Source organism: Pontibacillus halophilus JSM 076056 = DSM 19796 (assembly GCF_000425205.1).
Classification (GTDB): domain Bacteria; phylum Bacillota; class Bacilli; order Bacillales; family BH030062; genus Pontibacillus_A; species Pontibacillus_A halophilus.
Map to the genome: position 1 here is coordinate 39,646 of NZ_AULI01000017.1, position 19,933 is coordinate 59,578.

Consider the following 19,933-nt stretch of genomic DNA (forward strand, 5'->3'; position numbering starts at 1 on the left):
TGAAAGGAGGGCTACTTGATGAACGAACTGAAGCAAAAGTATACGAATGAAATTGTTTCTTCTCTAATGAACAAATTCGAATACGAATCAATCATGCAAGTACCAAAACTTGACAAAATCGTCATCAACATGGGTATCGGTGATGCTGTTCAAAACGCGAAAGCATTAGACGATGCAGTTGAAGAACTACAACAAATCACTGGTCAAAAACCATTGATTACTAAAGCTAAAAAATCAATCGCAGGTTTCCGCCTACGTGAAGGTATGCCAATTGGTGCGAAGGTAACACTACGCGGCGAGCGTATGTACCAGTTCCTTCAGAAACTAATTGCTGTTTCCCTACCACGTGTACGTGACTTCCGTGGTATCTCTAACAAAGCCTTCGATGGTCGCGGTAACTACACTCTTGGCGTTAAAGAACAATTGATCTTCCCTGAGATCAACTATGATAACGTAAATAAAGTACGCGGAATGGACATCGTTCTTGTTACATCTGCAAACACAGATGAAGAAGCTAACGAATTGCTTACTCAAATGGGCATGCCTTTCCAAAAATAAGCTCGTTGAGCTTTAAAAGGAGGTAAAAACGTGGCTAAAAAATCAATGATCGCGAAACAACAGAGACCTCAAAAGTACAAAGTACGTGAATACACTCGTTGTGAACGTTGCGGACGTCCACACTCTGTAATGCGTCACTTCAAACTTTGCCGTATCTGTTTCCGTGAACTTGCATATAAAGGTCAAATTCCTGGTGTCAAAAAAGCAAGCTGGTAAACCCCAATGAGGGAAGGAGGTAATAGGAAATGGTCATGACAGATCCAATCGCAGATTTGCTAACTCGTATCCGTAACGCAAACATGGTACGTCACGAGAAACTAGAAGTACCTGCTTCTAAGCTTAAGAAAGAAGTTGCTGATATTCTTAAACGTGAAGGTTTCGTACGCGATTACGAATTCATCGAAGACGATAAACAAGGAATCCTACGCATCTTCCTTAAATACGGTGCGAATAACGAGCGTGTTATTACAGGAATCAAACGTATCAGTAAACCTGGTCTACGTGTTTATGCTAAATCCGATGAAGTTCCACGCGTTCTTAACGGTTTAGGTGTAGCAGTTGTTTCTACTTCTAAAGGTGTTCTAACTGATAAAGAAGCTCGTCAACAGTCAGTAGGCGGCGAAGTACTCGCTTACATCTGGTAATTAATACTGAGACAATAGGAGGTGCAAAGGTATGTCACGTGTCGGACTAAAACAACTTCAGATTCCTGAAGGCGTTGAAATCAAAGTCGACGGTGATCTAGTGACAGTTAAAGGCCCTAAAGGCGAATTAACTCGCACAATTCACCCAGATATGAAAGTAAACATTGAAGAAAACATTCTTACTGTAGAACGTCCTACAGATTCTAAAGCTCACCGCGAGCTACACGGTACTACTCGTAGTAACATCGGCAATATGGTTGAAGGTGTTCACCAAGGATACCAAAAGACTCTTGAAATCGTTGGTGTAGGTTACCGTGCTATGAAACAAGGTGACAAAATCGTCGTAAACGCTGGTTACTCTCACCCTGTTGAGATCGAGAACCGCGAAGGTATCGAAATTGAAGTACCTTCTCAAACTCAAATCATCGTTAAAGGTATCGATAAAGAGCTTGTAGGTGCAGTAGCAGCTAACATCCGCTCTATCCGTACTCCTGAACCTTACAAAGGTAAAGGTATTCGTTACCAAGGCGAATTTGTTCGTCGTAAAGAAGGTAAGTCTGCTAAATAAGGTTCTTAACTGAAGAGAAAGGAGTGACTGTAGATGATCACAAAGGCTGACAAGAATGTCGTACGTAAAAGAAGACATGCACGTGTTCGTAAAAAAGTTACGGGTACTGTAGAACGCCCACGTTTGAACATCTTCCGTTCTAACAAACACATCTATGCACAGCTAATTGATGATGTTAACGGCGTAACTGTAGCTAGCGCTTCTACTGTTGACAATGAGTTCAACCTTGAACAAACTGGAAATACAGAAGCTGCTGCTAAAGTCGGTGAACTAGTTGCTAAACGCGCACTAGAAAAAGGATATGAAGCTGTAGTCTTTGACCGCGGTGGTTATCTTTATCATGGTCGCGTGCAAGCTCTAGCTGACTCCGCTCGTGAAACTGGACTTAAATTTTAATAGAAAAAGGAGGGACACACATGCGTGCAACAATTGATCCAAATAAATTAGATCTTGAAGAACGCGTTGTAACTGTCAACCGTGTAGCTAAGGTTGTTAAAGGTGGACGTCGTTTCCGCTTCGCTGCATTGGTTGTTGTTGGAGACAAAAATGGCCACGTTGGTTTCGGTACTGGTAAAGCACAAGAGGTACCTGAAGCAATCCGTAAAGCTATTGAAGATGCTAAGAAAAACCTAATTGCAGTACCAACAGTAGGTACTACGATCCCTCACCAAATCAACGGACGCTTTGGTGCAGGAAACATTCTTCTTAAACCTGCTAACGAAGGTACAGGAGTTATCGCAGGTGGACCAGTACGTGCGGTACTTGAACTTGCAGGTGTAGGCGATATTCTATCTAAATCCCTAGGTTCAAACACACCAATCAACATGGTACGTGCAACACTAAACGGACTAGACGAGTTGAAACGCGCTGAAGACGTAGCAAAACTTCGTGGCAAGTCTGTAGAAGAACTGTTAGGATAAGGAGGGAAATCAGATGGCTAAAAAGTTAGAAATTACCCTCACGCGCAGTGTTATTGGCAGACCTGAAGGTCAACGTCAAACTGTTAAGGCTCTTGGTCTTAGCAAGATTCGCCAAACAGTTGTGCATGAAGATACTCCAGCTATCCGTGGCATGGCAGACAAAGTGTCTCACCTAGTAACGGTACAAGAAGCAGAATAATTTTACTTTATGTAAAGAGGAGGTGCTCTCATGAAACTTCACGAACTTAAACCAGCAGAAGGTTCTCGTAAGACACGTAATCGTGTAGGTCGTGGTATGGCAACAGGTAACGGTAAAACATCTGGTCGTGGCCATAAAGGTCAAAAGGCTCGTTCCGGCGGCGGTACTCGTCCAGGATTCGAAGGTGGCCAAATGCCTCTATTCCAACGTCTACCAAAACGTGGCTTCACGAACATTCACGGCAAAGAGTACGCGATCGTTAATCTTGATACTCTTAACCGTTTTGAAGATGGTACAGAAGTTACACCTGAGCTTTTACTTGAAACAGGCGTAGTTAGTAAACTTAAGTCCGGTATTAAGGTCCTAGGTAAAGGTAACGTAGAGAAGAAACTTACTGTGAAAGCTCATAAGTTCTCTGCTTCAGCTAAAGAAGCAATTGAAGCAGCGGGCGGTCAAACAGAGGTGATCTAATGTTCCAGACAATCTCCAATTTTATGCGCGTGGGTGATATACGGCGCAAAATCTTTTTCACGCTAATTATGTTAGTCATCTTTCGTCTTGGAACATTTATCCCTGTTCCGTTCACAGACAGAGATGCAATTAACTTCATGAACGAGAACAACGTGTTTGGATTCTTGAATACTTTTGGAGGCGGAGCTTTACAGCAATTCTCCATTTTCGCAATGGGAATCATGCCATATATCACTGCCTCCATCATTATGCAATTGCTTCAAATGGATGTTGTTCCTAAATTCACTGAGTTAAAGAAACAAGGTGAAGTAGGTCGACGTAAACTAGCTCAATATACACGTTACGGAACGGTTGTTCTTGCGTTTATTCAAGCGATTGGGATGTCAATTGGTTTCAATGCGATGACTGGCGGTCAGTTAATATCGAACCCAGGTATCGGGAAATATCTTGTCATCGCGCTTGTTTTAACAAGTGGAACAGCTTTTCTCATGTGGCTTGGAGAGCAAATTACAGCCCACGGCGTAGGAAATGGGATATCCATTCTTATCTTCGCTGGTATTGCTGCGGCAATCCCAAGTGGGGTTAATCAGATTTATGTACAGTATCTTCAGGATGCTGGGGATCAACTATTCCTGAACATTGTTATCGTAGCGCTAATTGCACTTGTTGTATTGGCAATCATTGTGGGTGTTATCTTCATCCAACAAGCACTGCGTAAGATTCCGGTTCAATATGCGAAACGGTTAGTTAACCGTTCACCTGTTGGTGGACACTCTACCCATTTACCTATTAAGGTAAACGCAGCCGGAGTTATCCCAGTTATCTTTGCCATTTCATTCATCATTGCGCCCCGCACTATTGCTGGATTCTTTGGTGATAATGAAATAGCGAATACGATTGAATGGGTATTTAATTACGAGGAACCAGTTGGAATGCTAATCTACGTTGCGTTGATTATCGCATTCACGTACTTCTACACATTTGTTCAAGTTAATCCTGAACAAATGGCTGAGAATCTGAAGAAACAAGGTGGATATATTCCTGGTATTCGTCCAGGTAAAAATACCGAAACTTATTTGACACGAGTTATGTACCGTTTAACATTTGTAGGTTCAATCTTCTTAGCTGTGATTGCTGTATTGCCAATCCTTTTAGGAACATTAGCGAACTTACCTCAAAGTGTACAAATTGGTGGTACTAGTCTGTTAATCGTAGTAGGGGTAGCCCTTGAAACGATGAAGCAGCTAGAAAGTCAATTAGTGAAACGTCACTATAAAGGCTTTATCAAATAAATTGATGGTTTTCCATTGATAAATGAGAGCGAGGGGAACGCATTGAACCTTATTTTAATGGGACCACCTGGAGCTGGCAAAGGCACACAGGCGGAGAAGATCGTTGAAAAATACGGAATCCCTCATATCTCAACTGGAGATATGTTCCGCTCTGCGATTAAAGAAGGAACAGAGCTTGGTAAAGAAGCTAAATCTTATATGGACAATGGCGAGTTGGTTCCTGATGAAGTAACTATCGGTATTGTTCGTGAGCGACTAGCTAAAGATGATGCAAGTAATGGATTTTTACTTGATGGCTTCCCAAGAACGATTGCTCAAGCAGAAGCGCTTGAAAACCTCTTGGCTGATTTGAACTCTTCCATCGATCACGTTATTCGTATTGATGTAGATACAGAGCAACTCGTTGAGCGCTTGACAGGTCGCCGTGTTTGCCCTACGTGTGGAGCTACGTACCATGTAACGTACAACCCTCCTAAAGTAGAAGGCATCTGCGACAATGATGGCACCGAACTAATTCAACGTGACGATGACAAACCGGAGACGGTTCGTAAACGTCTAGATGTGAATTTACAAAATGCTCAACCGTTGTTGGATTTCTATCAGGATAAAGGTTATCTTGTTAGCATTAATGGCGACCAAGATATCAATCAAGTATTCCATGATATCGATGAGAAACTTGGAGGCTTGAAGTAATGATTATTACGAAAACACCACGAGAAATTGAAATTATGCGTCATGCCGGCAAGATTGTCGCTCTGACGCACCAGGAATTGCAAAAGCATATCGTACCTGGTATTACGACCAATCAACTGGATGAGATAGCAGATAAATTCATCCGCAGTAAGGATGCAATTCCTTCGTTTAAAGGTTATAATGGGTTCCGTGGTAGTATTTGTACTTCAGTCAATGAAGAGTTAGTTCACGGTATACCTGGTGATCGTAAGCTTGAAGAAGGCGACATTATCTCTATTGATATTGGAGCTAAGTATAAAGGCTATCACGGAGACTCCGCTTGGACGTATCCGGTAGGGAAGATTGATGAAGAAACGCAGCGTCTACTTGATGTAACTGAACAGTGCTTATTCGAAGGACTAAAGGAAGCTAAAGCAAACGTGCGTCTTTCAAACATCTCTCATGCGATTCAATCATACGTGGAACCACAAGGGTTCACGATTGTTAGAGAATATGTTGGTCACGGAGTAGGGCAGGAACTTCACGAAGATCCACAAATCCCACACTTCGGTCCTCCAAATAAAGGTCCAAGATTAAAACCAGGAATGGTTTTAGCAATCGAACCAATGGTCAATGCTGGAGAGAGATACGTTCAAACTCTTGCAGATGATTGGACGGTTGTTACAGAAGATGGTAAAATGTGTGCGCACTTTGAGCATACTATTGTTATCACTGAAGAAGGTTATGAGATTTTAACTAAAGCCTAAGTGAAGGTGATCGTTGTTGAGCGAAACTGAGTCGAGTCCACGAATAGGTCAGCTTGTTCGTATCATGCAAGGTCGAGAAATTGACCAATATATGATTGTCATTGACATCGTGGACGATCGATTTGTGCTTTTAGCCGATGGTGAGAAGCGTAAATATGATCGACCAAAGAAGAAAAATGTCCAACACATTAGATTCTTTGATTATATTTCTCCGGAAGTCCAAAACAGCCTTCTAGAAACTGGTCGCGTTACAAACGGCAAACTACGTTTTGCCTTATCAAAATTTATGAATGAAGAAGTGACTGATTTGAAGAAGGGAGATCAACTCTGATGGCGAAAGACGATGTAATTGAAGTAGAAGGTACAATCGTTGAAACGTTACCGAATGCTATGTTTAAAGTAGAACTAGAAAACGGCCATACCGTTCTAGCTCACGTTTCTGGTAAGATTCGCATGCACTTTATTCGCATCCTGCCAGGTGACAAAGTAACGGTTGAACTTTCTCCTTATGATTTAAGTAGAGGACGTATTACCTACCGCTACAAGTAGCGAAATGCTCCGATCTAAAAGGAGGTATGGATGATGAAGGTAAGACCATCTGTAAAACCAATGTGCGAAAAATGCAAGGTTATCCGTCGTAAAGGTAAAGTAATGGTAATCTGCTCCAACCCTAAACACAAACAAAAACAAGGATAATACTGAAGGAGGTGCGATGCTGAATGGCACGTGTTGCAGGTATTGATATTCCACGTGATAAGCGTGTTGTCATTTCATTAACTTATGTTTATGGCATTGGTCATACAACAGCAGAGCAAATCGTCGAAGAAGCCGGCGTTTCTGCAAACACTCGTGTTCGTGATCTAACTGAAGACGAACTAGGAAAAATTCGTAAGGCTGTTGAGAATTACACGGTAGAAGGTGACCTTCGTCGTGAGCAATCTCTTAACATTAAACGTCTAATTGAAATCGGTTCTTACCGTGGTGTTCGCCACCGTCGTGGTCTTCCACTACGTGGTCAAAAGACGAAAAACAACTCTCGTACACGTAAAGGTCCACGTCGTACGGTTGCAAATAAACGTAAATAATAAGTAAAGGAGGTAAGTTGCTACTATGGCTCGTAAAACAAACACTCGTAAACGTCGTGTGAAAAAGAATATTGACACGGGTATTGCTCATATCCGTTCAACATTCAACAACACGATTGTATCTATCACTGATGTTCAAGGTAACCTAATTAGCTGGAGCAGTGCAGGTGCGCTTGGTTTCAGAGGCTCTCGTAAGTCTACGCCATTCGCAGCGCAAATGGCTGCAGAGGCTGCTGCTAAGAATTCTATGGAACACGGCATGCGTGTTTTAGAGGTTACAGTTAAAGGTCCTGGTGCTGGTCGTGAAGCTGCCATTCGTGCGTTGCAAGCTACTGGACTAGAAGTAACAGCAATTAGCGATGTTACACCAGTTCCTCACAACGGTTGCCGCCCACCAAAACGTCGTCGCGTGTAATTTACCTGTATAGAATTTGTCACCCTGTCTATAATGGGTTATGATAGCTAAATAGCTTCGAAAGAGACAATGAATTTAGGTAAAATTGAGTCTATAACAATAAGACTGCCTACCTGAGGAATTTCGGTTAGACATTTTCGTCTAACCGGGGTTTCGACGTTTTGAAGGAGGGGTTAATTAATGATCGAAATTGAAAAGCCAAAAATTGAAACGGTTGAGATCAGCGATGACGCTAAGTTCGGTAAAATCGTCGTCGAACCGCTTGAACGTGGGTATGGTACTACACTTGGAAACTCCTTGCGTCGTATCCTATTATCCTCACTACCTGGCGCTGCTGTAACATCCCTTCAAATTGATGGAGTTCTACACGAGTTCTCTACTGTTGATGGCGTTGTTGAAGACGTAACAACAATCATTCTTAACCTGAAGAAATTAGCTCTGAAGATTTATTCTGACGAAACTAAAACTCTTGAGGTAGATGTTCAAGGAGAAGGTACTGTTACAGCAGGTGATATTACGCATGATAGTGATGTGGAAATCTTAAACCCTGATCTTCACATCGCAACACTTCAGAAGAACGCTAGTTTCCGCGCTAAAATTACAGCTGAACGTGGTCGCGGATACCGCCCAGCTGATGCAAACAAATCCGATGATATGCCAATTGGCGTCATCCCAGTTGACTCTATCTTCACACCTATCGAGCGTGTTACCTACCAAGTAGAGAACACTCGCGTAGGTCAAGTTACGAATTTTGATAAGCTAACGTTAGATGTATGGACTGACGGTAGCATTCGACCAGAAGAAGCTGTTTCTTTAGGTGCTAAGATTTATATGGAGCACCTGAATATCTTTGTTGGACTGACTGATGAAGCGCAAAACGCTGAAATCATGGTAGAAAAAGAAGAAGATCAAAAAGAAAAAGTTCTTGAAATGACTATTGAAGAACTTGACTTATCTGTTCGCTCTTACAATTGCCTCAAGCGTGCTGGGATCAACACGGTTCAAGAACTAGCTCAGAAGTCTGAAGAAGACATGATGAAAGTTCGTAACCTTGGTCGCAAATCCCTTGAGGAAGTGAAGCACAAGCTTAACGAATTAGGCTTAGGTTTACGCAAAGACGATTAGATATACAATCATGATACTCTGTAAGGGAGGGAATTGACATGGCTCGTAAGTTAGGTCGTACAACAGACAAGCGTATGGCTCTTCTTCGCAACCTTGCTACTGATCTTATCATTCACGAACGTATTGAAACGACAGAAGCAAAAGCGAAAGACCTTCGCTCCGTAGTTGAGAAAATGATTACGTTAGGCAAACGCGGTGATCTTCATGCTCGTCGCCAAGCTGAAGCGTTCCTATACAAAGCAAATGCTGATGAAGATGGAGAACAAACTGCACTTCAAAAGCTATTTGCAGATGTCGCTCCACGTTACGAAGACCGCCAAGGTGGCTACACTCGTATCCTAAAACTTGGTGAACGTAAAGGTGACGGTGCGAAAACAGTAATCATCGAACTTGTATAATGTAGAAAGAAAGGGCAGGAGGTTTTCCAGCCCTTTTTTTATGCTTTCAGCCGCTCCGCTGGAAGGGTATGGCTGGTTGAGGAGGTAAGAAATGAAGCAAAGTTATCTGAAGCTAGATCATGTTTCATTTAGATATAGAGAAGAGCAGCCGAACGTCCTAAAGAATGTAAACATCGAAATCTATCCAAATGAATGGGTAGCCATCATCGGTCACAATGGCTCTGGGAAGTCCACCATTGCGAAATTGATGAATGGACTGTTGTATCCGACTGAAGGGAACGTCGTAGTCGATGGGTTATCCATATCTGACGAGACCGTTTGGGAAATTCGTAAACGAGTCGGAATGGTATTTCAGAATCCTGATAACCAGTTTGTCGGTACAACTGTCAAGGATGACGTGGCGTTTGGGCTTGAGAATCAAGGTGTACCAAGAGATGAGATGGTCAAACGGATACACGAAAGTCTATCCGCTGTTGACATGTTGGAATACGAAGAGCATGAACCTCACCGCCTGTCAGGTGGCCAGAAGCAGCGCGTTGCGATTGCGAGCGTGTTAGCTGTACAGCCAGACGTTATTCTATTAGATGAGGCTACAGCAATGCTTGATCCTAAAGGAAGACGTTCCATTATGCATACGGTTCAAGAAGTACGAGAACAACGTGAAGCGTCTATTGTAACCATCACGCATGATCTTAATGAAGTTGCGATGGCAGACCGGGTTATTGTCATGAATAAAGGACAAGTATGGTTTGAGGGGACCCCTCGAGACGTATTCCAAAAACAAGACGGTCTCCGTGAGATAGGGTTAGATATCCCGTTCGTGGCGAAACTGACACAACACCTTACTGAGCAAGGTGTAGAGGTTGAACGGCAGCCGTTGGACCATGAGGAGTTGATTCAGCAGCTATGGAAATAACGTTTAAACAAGTGGGCTATGTGTATCAACCCAATACACCGTTTGAATATACAGCGCTGCAGAACTTGTCATTCACCATACCATCTGGTTCATTTGTGGCTGTTATTGGCCATACAGGTTCAGGGAAGTCGACAATGCTTCAGCATTTAAATGGACTCGTTACACCAACGAGTGGTTCTGTTTCAATTGGTGAATTTACGCTAGCCTCCAATACAAAGACAAAGAACCTTAAAGCGTTGCGTGAACGTGTAGGTGTGGTCTTTCAATATCCTGAGCACCAACTATTCGAGGAAACCATCCAGAAAGATATTGCGTTTGGGCCTCAGAACTTCGGTGTGCCAGCTGAGGAGATTGAAAGACGAATCCAACATTCTATGGAAGCAGTAGGATTGTCAGAAGACATGAAAGACCGTTCTCCATTCGAATTAAGTGGAGGGCAAATGAGACGAGTCGCAATTGCAGGTGTTCTAGCTATGGATCCAAGCGTACTTGTGTTGGATGAACCAACAGCTGGTCTTGACCCACAAGGGCAACGTGAAGTGATGGACATGTTCTCAAGCTTGCACCATGAGAAGAAACTAACGACCGTTCTTGTTACACATAGCATGGAAGATGCGTTAAAATACGCCGATTATGTGATTGCACTTGACCAAGGTTCGCTTTACATGCAAGGTACACCTGATGAAGTGTTTCAGCAGAAGGAGGCCCTAAATCGTGTGGGGCTCGATGTACCGGAGGTTTATGACTTTCTAGATGCTGTTAAGAAGCAACTAGGGTGGACAATCCCATATGAGAACCAAACCCTCGAGCAGCTGTCTCACCAGCTTGCAGAGAAGTATAAGGGAGGGGAGCGTTCATGAACGGATCAATGGTCATTGGACAATATGTACCAGGAGACTCTATCGTCCACCGATTAGACCCTCGAGCGAAGCTTGCGACCATCTTCTTTTTCGTAATTGTTGTATTCTTCGCGAATTCTGTATGGAGTTATGGAATTTTAACGTTGTTTGCATTGGTAAGTGCGGGTGTAACACAGATTAGGCCTGGGTTTATTATCAAAGGCTTGAAGCCAGTATGGTTTTTAGTCGTCTTTACGTTTTTACTTCACTTATTTGTGACTCGTGAAGGGGAAGTCCTCTTTACTGTCTTATCCTTTCCCATTTATAAAGAAGCTGTGATACAAGGGTTAGCAATATCCCTACGGTTCTTCTTGCTTATATTGATTACATCCTTGTTGACTTTAACGACAACTCCAATTGCCATAACAGATGCAATTGAAGAGCTGTTACACCCGCTTAAGAAGATTCGGTTCCCTGTACATGAGCTTGCACTCATGATGTCGATTTCCCTTCGTTTTATTCCAACGCTTATGCAAGAAACGGAGAAGATCTCGAAGGCACAAGCATCAAGAGGGGTAGACTTCCGTACTGGGCCGATTAAAGACCGTCTAAAGGCGATCATCCCGTTACTAGTCCCATTGTTTGTCAGTGCGTTCAAACGCGCTGAGGAGCTTGCTATGGCAATGGAGGCTCGTGGTTATCAAGGCGGTGAAGGTCGTACTAAGATCAGGGAACTAGTTTTTCAAAAAAGAGACTACGCAACCTTTCTTCTATTTGTTATTATGGTTGTTGGCGTTTTTGTAACAAGAAGCTGAGGTGGATAAGTTGGAACGAGTCATCTGTGTTATAAGCTATGATGGGACTCAGTTCTCTGGGTACCAAGTGCAGCCGAACGGTCGAACTGTCCAGGAAGATGTCGAGAACGCCTTGCAGAAGATGCACAAAGGTAAGTTTATTCGCATTACAGCCTCTGGTCGTACCGACGCGGGGGTTCATGCTAAGGGGCAGGTCATCCATTTCGACTCACCGCTTGTCATCCCTGAAGAAAACTGGAAGAAGGCGTTACAGACGTTGCTACCAAAAGACATACGAATTGTGGATGTTCAGAAGACTACGGAAGACTTTCATGCTCGCTATGGAACGAAACGAAAGGAATACCGATATCGCATTCTAAATTCGGTAGACCCAGATGTATTTAAACGAAATTACACGTTCCATGTCCCAGACAAGTTAGATCTTCAAGCGATGAACGAAGCATGTACGTATTTTGAGGGAACGCATGATTTTACGTCATTCAGTTCTGCCAAATCAGATGTGAAAGGCGACAAGGTTCGTACGATTTACGAGGCTTATTGTTATGTTGACGGAGATGAGATTATCTTCTCTGTAACAGGGAATGGGTTTCTTTATAATATGGTACGAATTCTCGTTGGCACGCTGCTTGAGGTAGGCAAGGGAAGGAAGACACCAGCTACCATCCAAGAAATCTTTGAAATGAATGATCGCAGCCAAGCTGGCAAAACCGCGCCACCACAAGGTTTATATTTATGGGATGTTGACTATAATGAGAAACAACGCTCCCAGGTGTAACATTTTCTTGACAGAACTTGTGGGATTGTTATAATATGATTTATGGCATTTTATTTCTAATCCACATAGTTAGCCCCGGAAACTAATTATGTATTGCGAATAAAATTTACGTTTAGATTTTGTGAGAAAATCCATTCAGGAGGGAAACCAACTATGTCCATGCGCACAACTTTTATGGCAAACGAAAGCAACGTTGAACGCAAATGGTATGTTGTAGACGCTGAAGGCCAAACACTAGGTCGTCTTGCTACTGAAGTAGCAACAATCCTTCGCGGTAAAAACAAACCAACTTATACTCCGCATATTGATACTGGTGATCACGTTATCATCATTAATGCGAGCAAGATCGAACTTACAGGTAAGAAACTTAACGACAAAATGTACTACTGGCACTCTAACCACCCAGGTGGTTTGAAATCTCGTCGTGCGATTGAAATGCGCGAGAAGCACTCTGACCAAATGCTAGAGCGTGCGGTTAAAGGTATGCTTCCTCACGGTAAACTAGGTCGTCAAATGGGCAAGAAGCTTCACGTATTCGCTGGAGCTGAGCACAACCACCAAGCACAAAAACCAGAAGTTTACGAACTTCGCGGCTAATTAATAAAGGAGGTAAACAAAGTGGCACAAGTACAATACAACGGTACAGGACGTCGTAAAACGTCTACAGCTCGTGTACGTCTAGTTCCTGGTACTGGTAAAGTAACAGTTAACAAAGTTGACGCTGAACAGTATTTCCCATATGAAACACTACGTGTGATTCTAAAGCAACCTTTAGCAATCACTGAAACTGAAGGTAACTACGATGTACTAGTAAACGTACATGGTGGCGGCTTCACTGGTCAAGCTGGCGCGATTCGTCACGGTATCGCTCGCGCTCTTCTAGAAGCTGATCCTGAATACCGCACTCCGCTTAAGCGTGCTGGTCTTCTAACACGTGATGCTCGTGCGAAAGAGCGTAAGAAATACGGTCTTAAGAAAGCACGTCGTGCACCACAGTTCTCTAAACGTTAAGTTTGGATTACGACAAACCCTTGGGTATTTTACCCGAGGGTTTTTTTTTATGCAGAAAAAACGTTGGTAAAAGTGGAGTTCATCACCTCGCATGGTTGGTCGCGACTATGAAACACTAAGCGACAAAGGAGGTGGGGGGATGTCAGTCATATATTTAAATGAGAGAAGGCTGAACAATCAACTCCAATTTGAACGCAGTCTGTTAAAAGAACTTACCCTTGAAGAAGTACAACGAGATTCAGAAAAACGGTTTAAGCGCTATTTCCCCTCCTATACGGTATACACATCTGCTATACGAGAAGAAGCGATTGAACAAGCGATTGAAGCTTTTCTGCTCGGAGCAGAAGGATCAGAGAAAGTAGAAGAGGGCTTAGCTAATGAAGAGATAACAAATGGCTATCTTCCTGAACTACGACGTCTGTCCTTCGAGTTCTTTGATTATATGGACTATTGGAATGAAGCAACAGGAGCGAATGTGTGGCATTTCAATCGAGCACGTGCCTCAGCAGAACAATTCTTCTTGTATTGGTTTCAGGTTGGTATTGAGAAAGGGATAAGAAGAAGAAAGTTGAAAATGAAATAAGGCTTGTCATAAATCTGAACCTCGTCCCATATATAAAAAGGAGTAGTGGAATATGGGGAGGTAACAAGGATGAGGAAGCCTGTTAAAATAATCAGCTGGTTGCTTGGATTTGTCTTACTTATTGCTCTTCTGTCTTATCCTTTGCCTGTATACAATACATGGCAGACATGGTCGCTGCCATTAACCGGTAAGACCATTGTTTTGGACCCGGGTCATGGTGGTGTGGACGGGGGAGCGGTAGGTTCAGATGAGACGCTTGAGAAAGATATTGCTCTACAGGTTACGAAACAACTGAGAGATTACCTTCAGCAGGCTGGTGCACTCGTCTATCTTACGCGAGAAGAAGACGTAGATTTAGCAGATAAAGAAGTGAAATCCCTCTCTTCTCGAAAGTCCCAAGACATTCGACGACGTGTGGAGTATATTAAGAAGAAAGATCCGGACTTGTATCTTTCGGTTCATCTAAATGCGTTACCATCTTCCAAGTGGTCAGGAGCACAATCCTTTTTCTACCCATCGTCTACGCAGAACGAGCTGCTTGCCAAATCTATTCAACATGAAATTCGTAGAAATTTAGAGAATACAAATCGTGAAGCACTTGCGATTGATCACGTCTATTTACTGAAACATGCGCCTGCTACAGGAGCGCTTGTTGAGATTGGGTTTCTCTCAAATACCCATGAGCGTGATTTACTTAAGACAGAATCGTATCAGAAAAAGGTTGCGTTCTCGATTTATGAGGGCATTCTAAGTTACGTGGTCGATGATGAGAGAACTATCCCAGAAAATTAAGAATCTTCAAGCGTTCTATTGCCAGCCCAACCAGTTATGTATGTTATACTGCATACAGACACAAAGATAAGGGTTGGTGATCGATACATGGTAACAAAGGAACAAGTCTTAGAACTACTTTATCCGTTAAAGGATCCATTTTTACATAGAACGTTTCAGGAACTTGATGCTATTGCCGAAGTGAAGGTGAAGGAAGAGAAAGACCATGTTAGTGTAAAGGTGTTAATTAGTCAGACGAATACAGGGGAACAAATGCAGCTTCAACAAGAAATTGTGAACATGCTTAAAGGGGCAGGTGTGGCCACAGTAGGGCTGCGATTTGACCAGCTACCTGAAGAAACCGTTCAACAGTTTCAAACGCAACAAGGACAAGGTAGTGACTCGTTATTAGACCGTGTAGAAGATACGACTTTCATTGCGATTGCGTCTGGTAAAGGTGGGGTCGGCAAGTCGACGGCCACAGTAAATATTGCAACAGCACTTGCTCGCCTTGGGAAGCGAGTTGGAATTCTGGATGCGGATATATACGGATTTAGTGTACCGGACATGATGGGGATTGAAGAGCGTCCTGTTGTTCGCGGGGAGCGCATTATTCCAGTAGAACGCTTCGGGGTTAAGGTCATTTCTATGGGGTTCTTTGTGGAAGATAACTCCCCAATTATTTGGAGAGGGCCTATGCTTGGCAAGATGCTCACAAGCTTCTTCAAAGAGGTTGAGTGGGGAGACCTTGACTATCTCTTGCTAGATTTACCACCAGGTACTGGAGATGTTGCACTTGACCTTCATTCCATGCTCCCTTCTTGTAAGGAAATTATCGTGACCACGCCTCATCCGACTGCTGCATTTGTAGCGGCTCGTGCAGGGCAAATGGCTATTAAAACAGAGCATGAAATTCTTGGGGTAGTCGAGAACATGGCTTACTTTGAGAGCAAGGTGACAGGTGAGAAGGAATACGTATTCGGAAGAGGGGGAGCGGATAAGCTAGCTGAACAGTTACAAACCTCCGTTCTTGGACGTATTCCATTGCAACAACCATACGAAGAAGAAGATTTATTCGCACCAGGTGTCTACCAGGCTGATCATCCTACGGGAGTGGTGTTTAGAAATATCGCAGCGAAGGTGATTTCTGAGTTAGAATAAAGAGAAGCCCCGATTTCATATTGAAATCGGGGCTTTCTTTATGAACCGCCACTACTTCCTGAACCTTGACCACCTGATCCACTTCCTGTAGAACCTTGGCCACTTTGACTTTCTTGACCAGATGAGCCATCTCCTCCGCCGCCAGAACTGCTACTCATTTCTTTAGCTGCTTGAAGGATGATGTTACTCATTTCTTCTTTGAACTTAGGTGTGTTCATCGTTTCAGTAATGGTTTTCTCCAGGTGTTCTCTAAATTTTTGGCTGGTTAACACTGACTGTGTCTGTTGTTCCATCTCTGGATTTTGCAGAATTTCAATCATGCTTTTCTGGTAAGAAGCATCACTCATTAAGTCTTTCATGATTTGTTTTTGTTGTTCCTGTATTGATTTTGCGAATTGATTTGAATTCTCTGGAGTCTTGAAGAACTCCTTCCAGAACTCTTTTCCTTTATCGGAGGTTACCGTTTCTTCCACGGCTTTTGTCACATCATCTGAATTCAATACGACTTGTTCTTTTAACTTCTCATCTGAAAGGACCTCGATGATGGCCTTTTTTCCATCATCTGTTTTCAGTATATCGACTACCATTTTCTTTGTAGTATCGTAACTGGATTGTTCACTGCCGGAAGAAGAATTTCCTCCGTTACAAGCGGATAAGAAGAATGCGATGGATATGATTGAGATGAACTTCAGTGTCTTAAGCACGATGTTCGCTCCTTTCTTCCTACGCTTTTACTGTTAATATGGGGGTTTTAAGTCGAAAATATGCGGAGGTGTTCCCGCAAAAACAAGGACTTCATGATAAAATACGTATAAACTACATGTTTATGGTAAAAGGGATTAGGGGGATGTCACGTGACAAGTCAGAAGTGGGTTCGATTATTTATTAGGACACTAGCCTTAGGGGCAATTAGTACGTTGTTGGTTAGCTTCTTTGTTAAGAGTGGTACATATGTAGAAGAGGCGTTTCAACCATTTGATGCCTTAGAGTTAATTGGTTTATTAATATGGTTTAGTGGCTTAGGTTTCATCTTTAGTGTCATAAGCCAAATGGGTTTCTTCGCTTATTTAACCATTAATCAATTTGGAAAGAGCTTGTTTCGTTCCACATGGAAGAGTGTGCAAGTGATTATTATCTTATTTACGTTATTTGATTTAGTCTACTTTCGATATCGAGCAGGAGATGATGGATCGATTTGGTCATATATGATTATGCCTGTTGCGCTTCTTCTTTATGCACTTGCTGTAGCATACGTGAAGAAGCAAGAAACAAACGGCCAGGCTTTCATACCTGCGGTGTTGTTTATGTTTACAATTACGACGGTCGAATGGGTACCTGCTTTAAGAGCAGACGACGGGGATTGGTTATGGTTGATGCTTATTCCGTTATTGGTATGTAACACGTATCAATTAATAAGACTCCATCGAATCAATCAGGAAGTGAAAGAAGAACAATCCCATAAAGAATACGTATAGAAAAACGCAAGCGTCTAAAGAGGCGCTTGCGTTTTTTAATCGATCCGTTTTGATTGAGCCTCTGCTTTTGAGACGAGCTCTGAAATTGTGGCAAATGTATAACCCTTGTTCTTTAAGCCGGGTAGGATTGTGCGTAGAGCTTCTTCTGTTTGTTTAACAGAGTCTGAAGCATGAAGTACAATGATGTCTCCGCCTTTTGTATCCTTCATTACGTGATCAACAATCTTCTGAGTGCCAGGGTTTCGCCAGTCTTCTGGATTCACACTCCATTGAACCACTTGATAGCCAAGCTGCTCAGCGAGCTTTAAGACATCGTCGTTAAATTTCCCGCTTGGAGGACGGAGATATTCAATGTCCGTTAATCCAATCTTATCAAACACACCTTTTGCATAGAGGAGGTCTTTCTTTACTTGGGCTGGTTCTTGGTCGATATAACTCTTATATCGATATCCCATCATGCCGATTTCATGTTGGTCTTCTTGGATTGCCTGTAGAATTTCAGGGTGACGCTCAGCCCACTCCCCGCTTACAAAGAATGTAGCCTTTGCGTCATGTTTCTTCAATGTTTCAAGAATAGGGAAAACCTCTTCTTGCCCCCAGCTAATATTGAAAGTAAGAGAAACTTCATCTTCATTTTCCCCACTGCTTACTAAAGCTCGTGGCCCCTTATCAGTCGAAAATACAGAAAATGCGCTGTCTTTTTCTGCCCATACAAAGATTGCAGAAAAGAGTGCAGCCACCACTATGACACTCCATCGCTTCCACTTATTCAATTTCAAACTATAAAAGTGTGACACAATTCCCCCTCCTAGACGTGGACTTGCTTTATTGTATGAGACGCTCTGTCCAATCATGACAAGCATTCACGACATAGAATTGGATAGAATTGGGCAGAATGAAGTGTAGTAGTTATGGAGGTGTTGCTATGTTAGGGTTCATGCTCAACGACTATGAAAGAAGAGAAATGGCTTATATGTTGAAGCGGGAGATGGAGGAAGTTCTGTTGGATTTAGATGACCAACGGATTGATCACATCGTTAAAGGTGCTATGGAGAAGCGATACAGAATCCTATTTAGGATGTATAAAAGGGTGGCAGATGAGCGGGAATGTCTGAAGTACGTGCCACCTAAATGGAAATATCAATAGACCTTGAATCGTACCGACACTATGATATAGTCAAAGTGAATAGCGTTTCTTACATAAAAAAGGGGATGGGGAAATGGGTAAGAAGGCGATTATTTTTGACTTAGATGGTGTGATTACCGATACAGCTGAGTATCATTACTTGGCATGGAAGCAGTTAGCGGATGACCTTGGTCTTCCCTTCGATAGAAATTCTAACGAACGGTTAAAAGGAATTAGCCGCATGGAATCACTTGAGCTCATCCTTGAAGCAGGGAATAAGGAGCTTGGTCATGATGAGAAGGAGCGGTTGGCTCACAAGAAGAATGAACACTATAAGGAGCTCATTCAGCAAATCACGCCAGATGATTTACTACCTGGTATCGTTTCATTTTTAACTGAATTAAGTGAGGCGGGCTTTAAGATCGGTATGGCTTCTGCAAGCAAGAATGCTCAAGAGGTAGTAAGACGACTAGAAGTGACATCGTTCTTTCATGTGATTGTAGATGCAGCCAGTGTGAAGAAAGGGAAGCCAGACCCTGAGATCTTCTTAACTGCAGCGCAATTACTTGAAGTAGAGCCTAATGCTTGTATTGGAGTTGAGGATGCGCAAGCTGGCGTACAAGCTATAAAGAGCGCAAATATGTTTGCCATCGGTGTTGGAGAAGCCAGACACCTCTCAGAAGCAGACTGGTTAGTAACGAGCACAGAAGAGTTGTCGCTAAAGGCGCTTTCTGAGCATATATGACACTAGAACAAAAACTTCTGCGTTTTGCAGAAGTTTTTTCTTATAAGGTATTGCAAATGCAAAATCCCCGTGATATATTAGTATTCGTTGTCAGCGAGACAGCAAACATTAACAAAAAAACTTAAAAAATCCTGTTGACGATTTTAAGGTTTATATGTTAAGTTATTAGAGTCGCTTTTTCCGGAGACGGAAATCAGCGAAAAAGAAATTTAAAAAGTTGTTGACATCAAAATCGAGAGATGATAAGATGTAAAAGTCGCTTCAAAACGAAGCCGACAAATAAACAACACATTGAACTTTGAAAACTGAACAAACGCCATGTACGTCAATTCAATTTTAATTGATTTTTTAACAAGCTAGTTCAAACACTTTTATGGAGAGTTTGATCCTGGCTCAGGACGAACGCTGGCGGCGTGCCTAATACATGCAAGTCGAGCGCAGGAAGCAACATGATCCCTTCGGGGTGATTGTTGTGGAATGAGCGGCGGACGGGTGAGTAACACGTGGGTAACCTACCCACAAGATCGGGATAACTCCGGGAAACCGGGGCTAATACCGAATAATCCTTTGAACCGCATGGTTCAGAGGTAAAAGACGGTTTC

At 42.7% G+C, this 19,933-nt stretch carries 31 protein-coding genes, 1 rRNA gene and 1 pseudogene; 31 read left to right on the plus strand and 2 right to left on the minus strand.

Annotated features, from left to right (window positions below; genetic code table 11):
• Positions 1-18: 18 nt before the first annotated feature.
• From rplE to H513_RS0115135, 27 genes and pseudogenes are all read left to right on the plus strand, one after another.
• Positions 19-558 carry a 50S ribosomal protein L5 gene (rplE, locus tag H513_RS0115005; RefSeq protein ID WP_026801462.1) on the plus strand — a complete coding sequence of 180 codons (540 nt, stop codon included), beginning with the start codon at positions 19-21 and terminating at the stop codon, positions 556-558.
• A 30-nt stretch (positions 559-588) separates the two neighbouring features.
• Positions 589-774, plus strand: a complete 186-nt coding sequence (locus tag H513_RS0115010; protein ID WP_026801463.1) for a type Z 30S ribosomal protein S14 — start codon at positions 589-591, stop codon at positions 772-774.
• A gap of 29 nt (positions 775-803) precedes the next feature.
• Complete coding sequence (gene rpsH / locus H513_RS0115015; protein ID WP_026801464.1) at positions 804-1,202, plus strand: 30S ribosomal protein S8; 399 nt, start codon at positions 804-806, stop codon at positions 1,200-1,202.
• A gap of 31 nt (positions 1,203-1,233) precedes the next feature.
• Positions 1,234-1,770, plus strand: a complete 537-nt coding sequence (rplF, locus tag H513_RS0115020) for a 50S ribosomal protein L6 (RefSeq protein ID WP_026801465.1) — start codon at positions 1,234-1,236, stop codon at positions 1,768-1,770.
• Positions 1,771-1,803: 33 nt separating this feature from the next.
• On the plus strand, positions 1,804-2,166 hold the full coding sequence (gene rplR / locus H513_RS0115025) for a 50S ribosomal protein L18 (protein ID WP_026801466.1): 363 nt from the start codon (positions 1,804-1,806) through the stop codon (positions 2,164-2,166).
• Positions 2,167-2,186: 20 nt separating this feature from the next.
• Positions 2,187-2,690, plus strand: coding sequence for a 30S ribosomal protein S5 (gene rpsE, locus H513_RS0115030; protein ID WP_026801467.1), 504 nt, complete (start codon positions 2,187-2,189; stop codon positions 2,688-2,690).
• Positions 2,691-2,703: 13 nt separating this feature from the next.
• Positions 2,704-2,889, plus strand: a complete 186-nt coding sequence (gene rpmD, locus H513_RS0115035; protein WP_026801468.1) for a 50S ribosomal protein L30 — start codon at positions 2,704-2,706, stop codon at positions 2,887-2,889.
• Positions 2,890-2,919: 30 nt separating this feature from the next.
• On the plus strand, positions 2,920-3,360 hold the full coding sequence (gene rplO, locus H513_RS0115040; RefSeq protein WP_026801469.1) for a 50S ribosomal protein L15: 441 nt from the start codon (positions 2,920-2,922) through the stop codon (positions 3,358-3,360).
• The gene (secY, locus tag H513_RS0115045; protein WP_026801470.1) at positions 3,360-4,652 is read left to right on the plus strand and encodes a preprotein translocase subunit SecY; all 1,293 of its coding nucleotides are present in this window, start codon (positions 3,360-3,362) and stop codon (positions 4,650-4,652) included. The genes rplO and secY overlap by 1 nt, the downstream gene beginning before the upstream one ends.
• Before the next feature lie 42 nt (positions 4,653-4,694).
• Positions 4,695-5,345, plus strand: coding sequence for an adenylate kinase (locus H513_RS0115050; RefSeq protein ID WP_026801471.1), 651 nt, complete (start codon positions 4,695-4,697; stop codon positions 5,343-5,345).
• Positions 5,345-6,091: a type I methionyl aminopeptidase gene (map, locus tag H513_RS0115055; protein WP_026801472.1), complete on the plus strand. Its 747-nt coding sequence runs from the start codon at positions 5,345-5,347 to the stop codon at positions 6,089-6,091. The genes H513_RS0115050 and map overlap by 1 nt, the downstream gene beginning before the upstream one ends.
• Before the next feature lie 16 nt (positions 6,092-6,107).
• Positions 6,108-6,444: pseudogene (locus H513_RS0115060) on the plus strand (KOW domain-containing RNA-binding protein).
• A complete protein-coding gene (gene infA / locus H513_RS0115065) occupies positions 6,422-6,640 on the plus strand; it encodes a translation initiation factor IF-1 (protein ID WP_026801474.1) in 219 nt (72 codons plus the stop codon). The pseudogene H513_RS0115060 and the gene infA overlap by 23 nt, the downstream one beginning before the upstream one ends.
• A gap of 33 nt (positions 6,641-6,673) precedes the next feature.
• Entirely contained in the window at positions 6,674-6,787 is a 114-nt protein-coding gene (gene rpmJ / locus H513_RS0115070) for a 50S ribosomal protein L36 (protein ID WP_026801475.1), read from the plus strand.
• 23 nt (positions 6,788-6,810) lie between these two features.
• The gene (rpsM, locus tag H513_RS0115075; protein WP_026801476.1) at positions 6,811-7,176 is read left to right on the plus strand and encodes a 30S ribosomal protein S13; all 366 of its coding nucleotides are present in this window, start codon (positions 6,811-6,813) and stop codon (positions 7,174-7,176) included.
• Between the two features lie 25 nt (positions 7,177-7,201).
• Positions 7,202-7,591: a 30S ribosomal protein S11 gene (gene rpsK / locus H513_RS0115080; protein ID WP_026801477.1), complete on the plus strand. Its 390-nt coding sequence runs from the start codon at positions 7,202-7,204 to the stop codon at positions 7,589-7,591.
• Positions 7,592-7,771: 180 nt separating this feature from the next.
• Positions 7,772-8,716 (plus strand): DNA-directed RNA polymerase subunit alpha, encoded by a 945-nt coding sequence (locus tag H513_RS0115085; RefSeq protein WP_026801478.1) that lies wholly within the window; start codon positions 7,772-7,774, stop codon positions 8,714-8,716.
• Positions 8,717-8,754: 38 nt separating this feature from the next.
• On the plus strand, positions 8,755-9,114 hold the full coding sequence (gene rplQ / locus H513_RS0115090) for a 50S ribosomal protein L17 (protein WP_026801479.1): 360 nt from the start codon (positions 8,755-8,757) through the stop codon (positions 9,112-9,114).
• 91 nt (positions 9,115-9,205) lie between these two features.
• Entirely contained in the window at positions 9,206-10,030 is an 825-nt protein-coding gene (locus H513_RS0115095) for an energy-coupling factor ABC transporter ATP-binding protein (protein WP_026801480.1), read from the plus strand.
• Positions 10,021-10,890 carry an energy-coupling factor ABC transporter ATP-binding protein gene (locus tag H513_RS0115100; RefSeq protein ID WP_026801481.1) on the plus strand — a complete coding sequence of 290 codons (870 nt, stop codon included), beginning with the start codon at positions 10,021-10,023 and terminating at the stop codon, positions 10,888-10,890. Before H513_RS0115095 ends, H513_RS0115100 begins: the two co-directional genes overlap by 10 nt.
• A complete protein-coding gene (locus H513_RS0115105; protein ID WP_026801482.1) occupies positions 10,887-11,684 on the plus strand; it encodes an energy-coupling factor transporter transmembrane component T family protein in 798 nt (265 codons plus the stop codon). The genes H513_RS0115100 and H513_RS0115105 overlap by 4 nt, the downstream gene beginning before the upstream one ends.
• Before the next feature lie 10 nt (positions 11,685-11,694).
• Positions 11,695-12,459 (plus strand): tRNA pseudouridine(38-40) synthase TruA, encoded by a 765-nt coding sequence (gene truA / locus H513_RS0115110; RefSeq protein WP_026801483.1) that lies wholly within the window; start codon positions 11,695-11,697, stop codon positions 12,457-12,459.
• A 159-nt stretch (positions 12,460-12,618) separates the two neighbouring features.
• Positions 12,619-13,056: a 50S ribosomal protein L13 gene (rplM, locus tag H513_RS0115115; RefSeq protein WP_026801484.1), complete on the plus strand. Its 438-nt coding sequence runs from the start codon at positions 12,619-12,621 to the stop codon at positions 13,054-13,056.
• Between the two features lie 21 nt (positions 13,057-13,077).
• Positions 13,078-13,470, plus strand: coding sequence for a 30S ribosomal protein S9 (gene rpsI, locus H513_RS0115120; RefSeq protein ID WP_026801485.1), 393 nt, complete (start codon positions 13,078-13,080; stop codon positions 13,468-13,470).
• A gap of 139 nt (positions 13,471-13,609) precedes the next feature.
• The gene (locus H513_RS0115125) at positions 13,610-14,053 is read left to right on the plus strand and encodes a DUF2521 family protein (protein WP_026801486.1); all 444 of its coding nucleotides are present in this window, start codon (positions 13,610-13,612) and stop codon (positions 14,051-14,053) included.
• 69 nt (positions 14,054-14,122) lie between these two features.
• Complete coding sequence (gene cwlD, locus H513_RS0115130; protein ID WP_026801487.1) at positions 14,123-14,845, plus strand: N-acetylmuramoyl-L-alanine amidase CwlD; 723 nt, start codon at positions 14,123-14,125, stop codon at positions 14,843-14,845.
• An 87-nt stretch (positions 14,846-14,932) separates the two neighbouring features.
• Positions 14,933-15,985: an Mrp/NBP35 family ATP-binding protein gene (locus H513_RS0115135; RefSeq protein ID WP_026801488.1), complete on the plus strand. Its 1,053-nt coding sequence runs from the start codon at positions 14,933-14,935 to the stop codon at positions 15,983-15,985.
• A gap of 38 nt (positions 15,986-16,023) precedes the next feature.
• Here H513_RS0115135 and gerD read toward each other — a convergent pair whose 3' ends face one another.
• The gene (gene gerD / locus H513_RS0115140; protein ID WP_026801489.1) at positions 16,024-16,689 is read right to left on the minus strand and encodes a spore germination lipoprotein GerD; all 666 of its coding nucleotides are present in this window, start codon (positions 16,687-16,689) and stop codon (positions 16,024-16,026) included.
• A gap of 150 nt (positions 16,690-16,839) precedes the next feature.
• Here gerD and H513_RS0115145 point away from each other — a divergent pair, with 150 nt between their 5' ends.
• Positions 16,840-17,460 carry a KinB-signaling pathway activation protein gene (locus H513_RS0115145; RefSeq protein ID WP_026801490.1) on the plus strand — a complete coding sequence of 207 codons (621 nt, stop codon included), beginning with the start codon at positions 16,840-16,842 and terminating at the stop codon, positions 17,458-17,460.
• 35 nt (positions 17,461-17,495) lie between these two features.
• Here H513_RS0115145 and pdaB read toward each other — a convergent pair whose 3' ends face one another.
• Entirely contained in the window at positions 17,496-18,257 is a 762-nt protein-coding gene (gene pdaB / locus H513_RS0115150) for a polysaccharide deacetylase family sporulation protein PdaB (RefSeq protein WP_026801491.1), read from the minus strand.
• 128 nt (positions 18,258-18,385) lie between these two features.
• Between pdaB and H513_RS0115155 the strand changes: the two genes are divergently transcribed.
• The 3 genes from H513_RS0115155 to H513_RS0115165 form a co-directional block, all read left to right on the plus strand.
• Positions 18,386-18,607, plus strand: coding sequence for a hypothetical protein (locus H513_RS0115155; RefSeq protein WP_026801492.1), 222 nt, complete (start codon positions 18,386-18,388; stop codon positions 18,605-18,607).
• A gap of 73 nt (positions 18,608-18,680) precedes the next feature.
• A complete protein-coding gene (pgmB, locus tag H513_RS0115160; RefSeq protein ID WP_026801493.1) occupies positions 18,681-19,331 on the plus strand; it encodes a beta-phosphoglucomutase in 651 nt (216 codons plus the stop codon).
• A 370-nt stretch (positions 19,332-19,701) separates the two neighbouring features.
• Positions 19,702-19,933: ribosomal RNA gene (locus H513_RS0115165) — 16S ribosomal RNA — on the plus strand; the annotation flags it as partial.

Bases quoted from the DNA above. Each gene is read 5' to 3' on its own strand.
- rplE (WP_026801462.1), top strand. From the start codon at position 19: ATGAACGAACTGAAGCAAAAGTATACGAATGAAATTGTTTCTTCTCTA.
- rpsH (WP_026801464.1), top strand. From the start codon at position 804: ATGGTCATGACAGATCCAATCGCAGATTTGCTAACTCGTATCCGTAAC.
- rplF (WP_026801465.1), top strand. From the start codon at position 1,234: ATGTCACGTGTCGGACTAAAACAACTTCAGATTCCTGAAGGCGTTGAA.
- rplR (WP_026801466.1), top strand. From the start codon at position 1,804: ATGATCACAAAGGCTGACAAGAATGTCGTACGTAAAAGAAGACATGCA.
- rpsE (WP_026801467.1), top strand. From the start codon at position 2,187: ATGCGTGCAACAATTGATCCAAATAAATTAGATCTTGAAGAACGCGTT.
- rpmD (WP_026801468.1), top strand. From the start codon at position 2,704: ATGGCTAAAAAGTTAGAAATTACCCTCACGCGCAGTGTTATTGGCAGA.
- rplO (WP_026801469.1), top strand. From the start codon at position 2,920: ATGAAACTTCACGAACTTAAACCAGCAGAAGGTTCTCGTAAGACACGT.
- secY (WP_026801470.1), top strand. From the start codon at position 3,360: ATGTTCCAGACAATCTCCAATTTTATGCGCGTGGGTGATATACGGCGC.
- map (WP_026801472.1), top strand. From the start codon at position 5,345: ATGATTATTACGAAAACACCACGAGAAATTGAAATTATGCGTCATGCC.
- infA (WP_026801474.1), top strand. From the start codon at position 6,422: ATGGCGAAAGACGATGTAATTGAAGTAGAAGGTACAATCGTTGAAACG.
- rpmJ (WP_026801475.1), top strand. From the start codon at position 6,674: ATGAAGGTAAGACCATCTGTAAAACCAATGTGCGAAAAATGCAAGGTT.
- rpsM (WP_026801476.1), top strand. From the start codon at position 6,811: ATGGCACGTGTTGCAGGTATTGATATTCCACGTGATAAGCGTGTTGTC.
- rpsK (WP_026801477.1), top strand. From the start codon at position 7,202: ATGGCTCGTAAAACAAACACTCGTAAACGTCGTGTGAAAAAGAATATT.
- H513_RS0115085 (WP_026801478.1), top strand. From the start codon at position 7,772: ATGATCGAAATTGAAAAGCCAAAAATTGAAACGGTTGAGATCAGCGAT.
- rplQ (WP_026801479.1), top strand. From the start codon at position 8,755: ATGGCTCGTAAGTTAGGTCGTACAACAGACAAGCGTATGGCTCTTCTT.
- H513_RS0115095 (WP_026801480.1), top strand. From the start codon at position 9,206: ATGAAGCAAAGTTATCTGAAGCTAGATCATGTTTCATTTAGATATAGA.
- H513_RS0115100 (WP_026801481.1), top strand. From the start codon at position 10,021: ATGGAAATAACGTTTAAACAAGTGGGCTATGTGTATCAACCCAATACA.
- H513_RS0115105 (WP_026801482.1), top strand. From the start codon at position 10,887: ATGAACGGATCAATGGTCATTGGACAATATGTACCAGGAGACTCTATC.
- rplM (WP_026801484.1), top strand. From the start codon at position 12,619: ATGCGCACAACTTTTATGGCAAACGAAAGCAACGTTGAACGCAAATGG.
- H513_RS0115125 (WP_026801486.1), top strand. From the start codon at position 13,610: ATGTCAGTCATATATTTAAATGAGAGAAGGCTGAACAATCAACTCCAA.
- cwlD (WP_026801487.1), top strand. From the start codon at position 14,123: ATGAGGAAGCCTGTTAAAATAATCAGCTGGTTGCTTGGATTTGTCTTA.
- H513_RS0115135 (WP_026801488.1), top strand. From the start codon at position 14,933: ATGGTAACAAAGGAACAAGTCTTAGAACTACTTTATCCGTTAAAGGAT.
- H513_RS0115155 (WP_026801492.1), top strand. From the start codon at position 18,386: ATGTTAGGGTTCATGCTCAACGACTATGAAAGAAGAGAAATGGCTTAT.
- pgmB (WP_026801493.1), top strand. From the start codon at position 18,681: ATGGGTAAGAAGGCGATTATTTTTGACTTAGATGGTGTGATTACCGAT.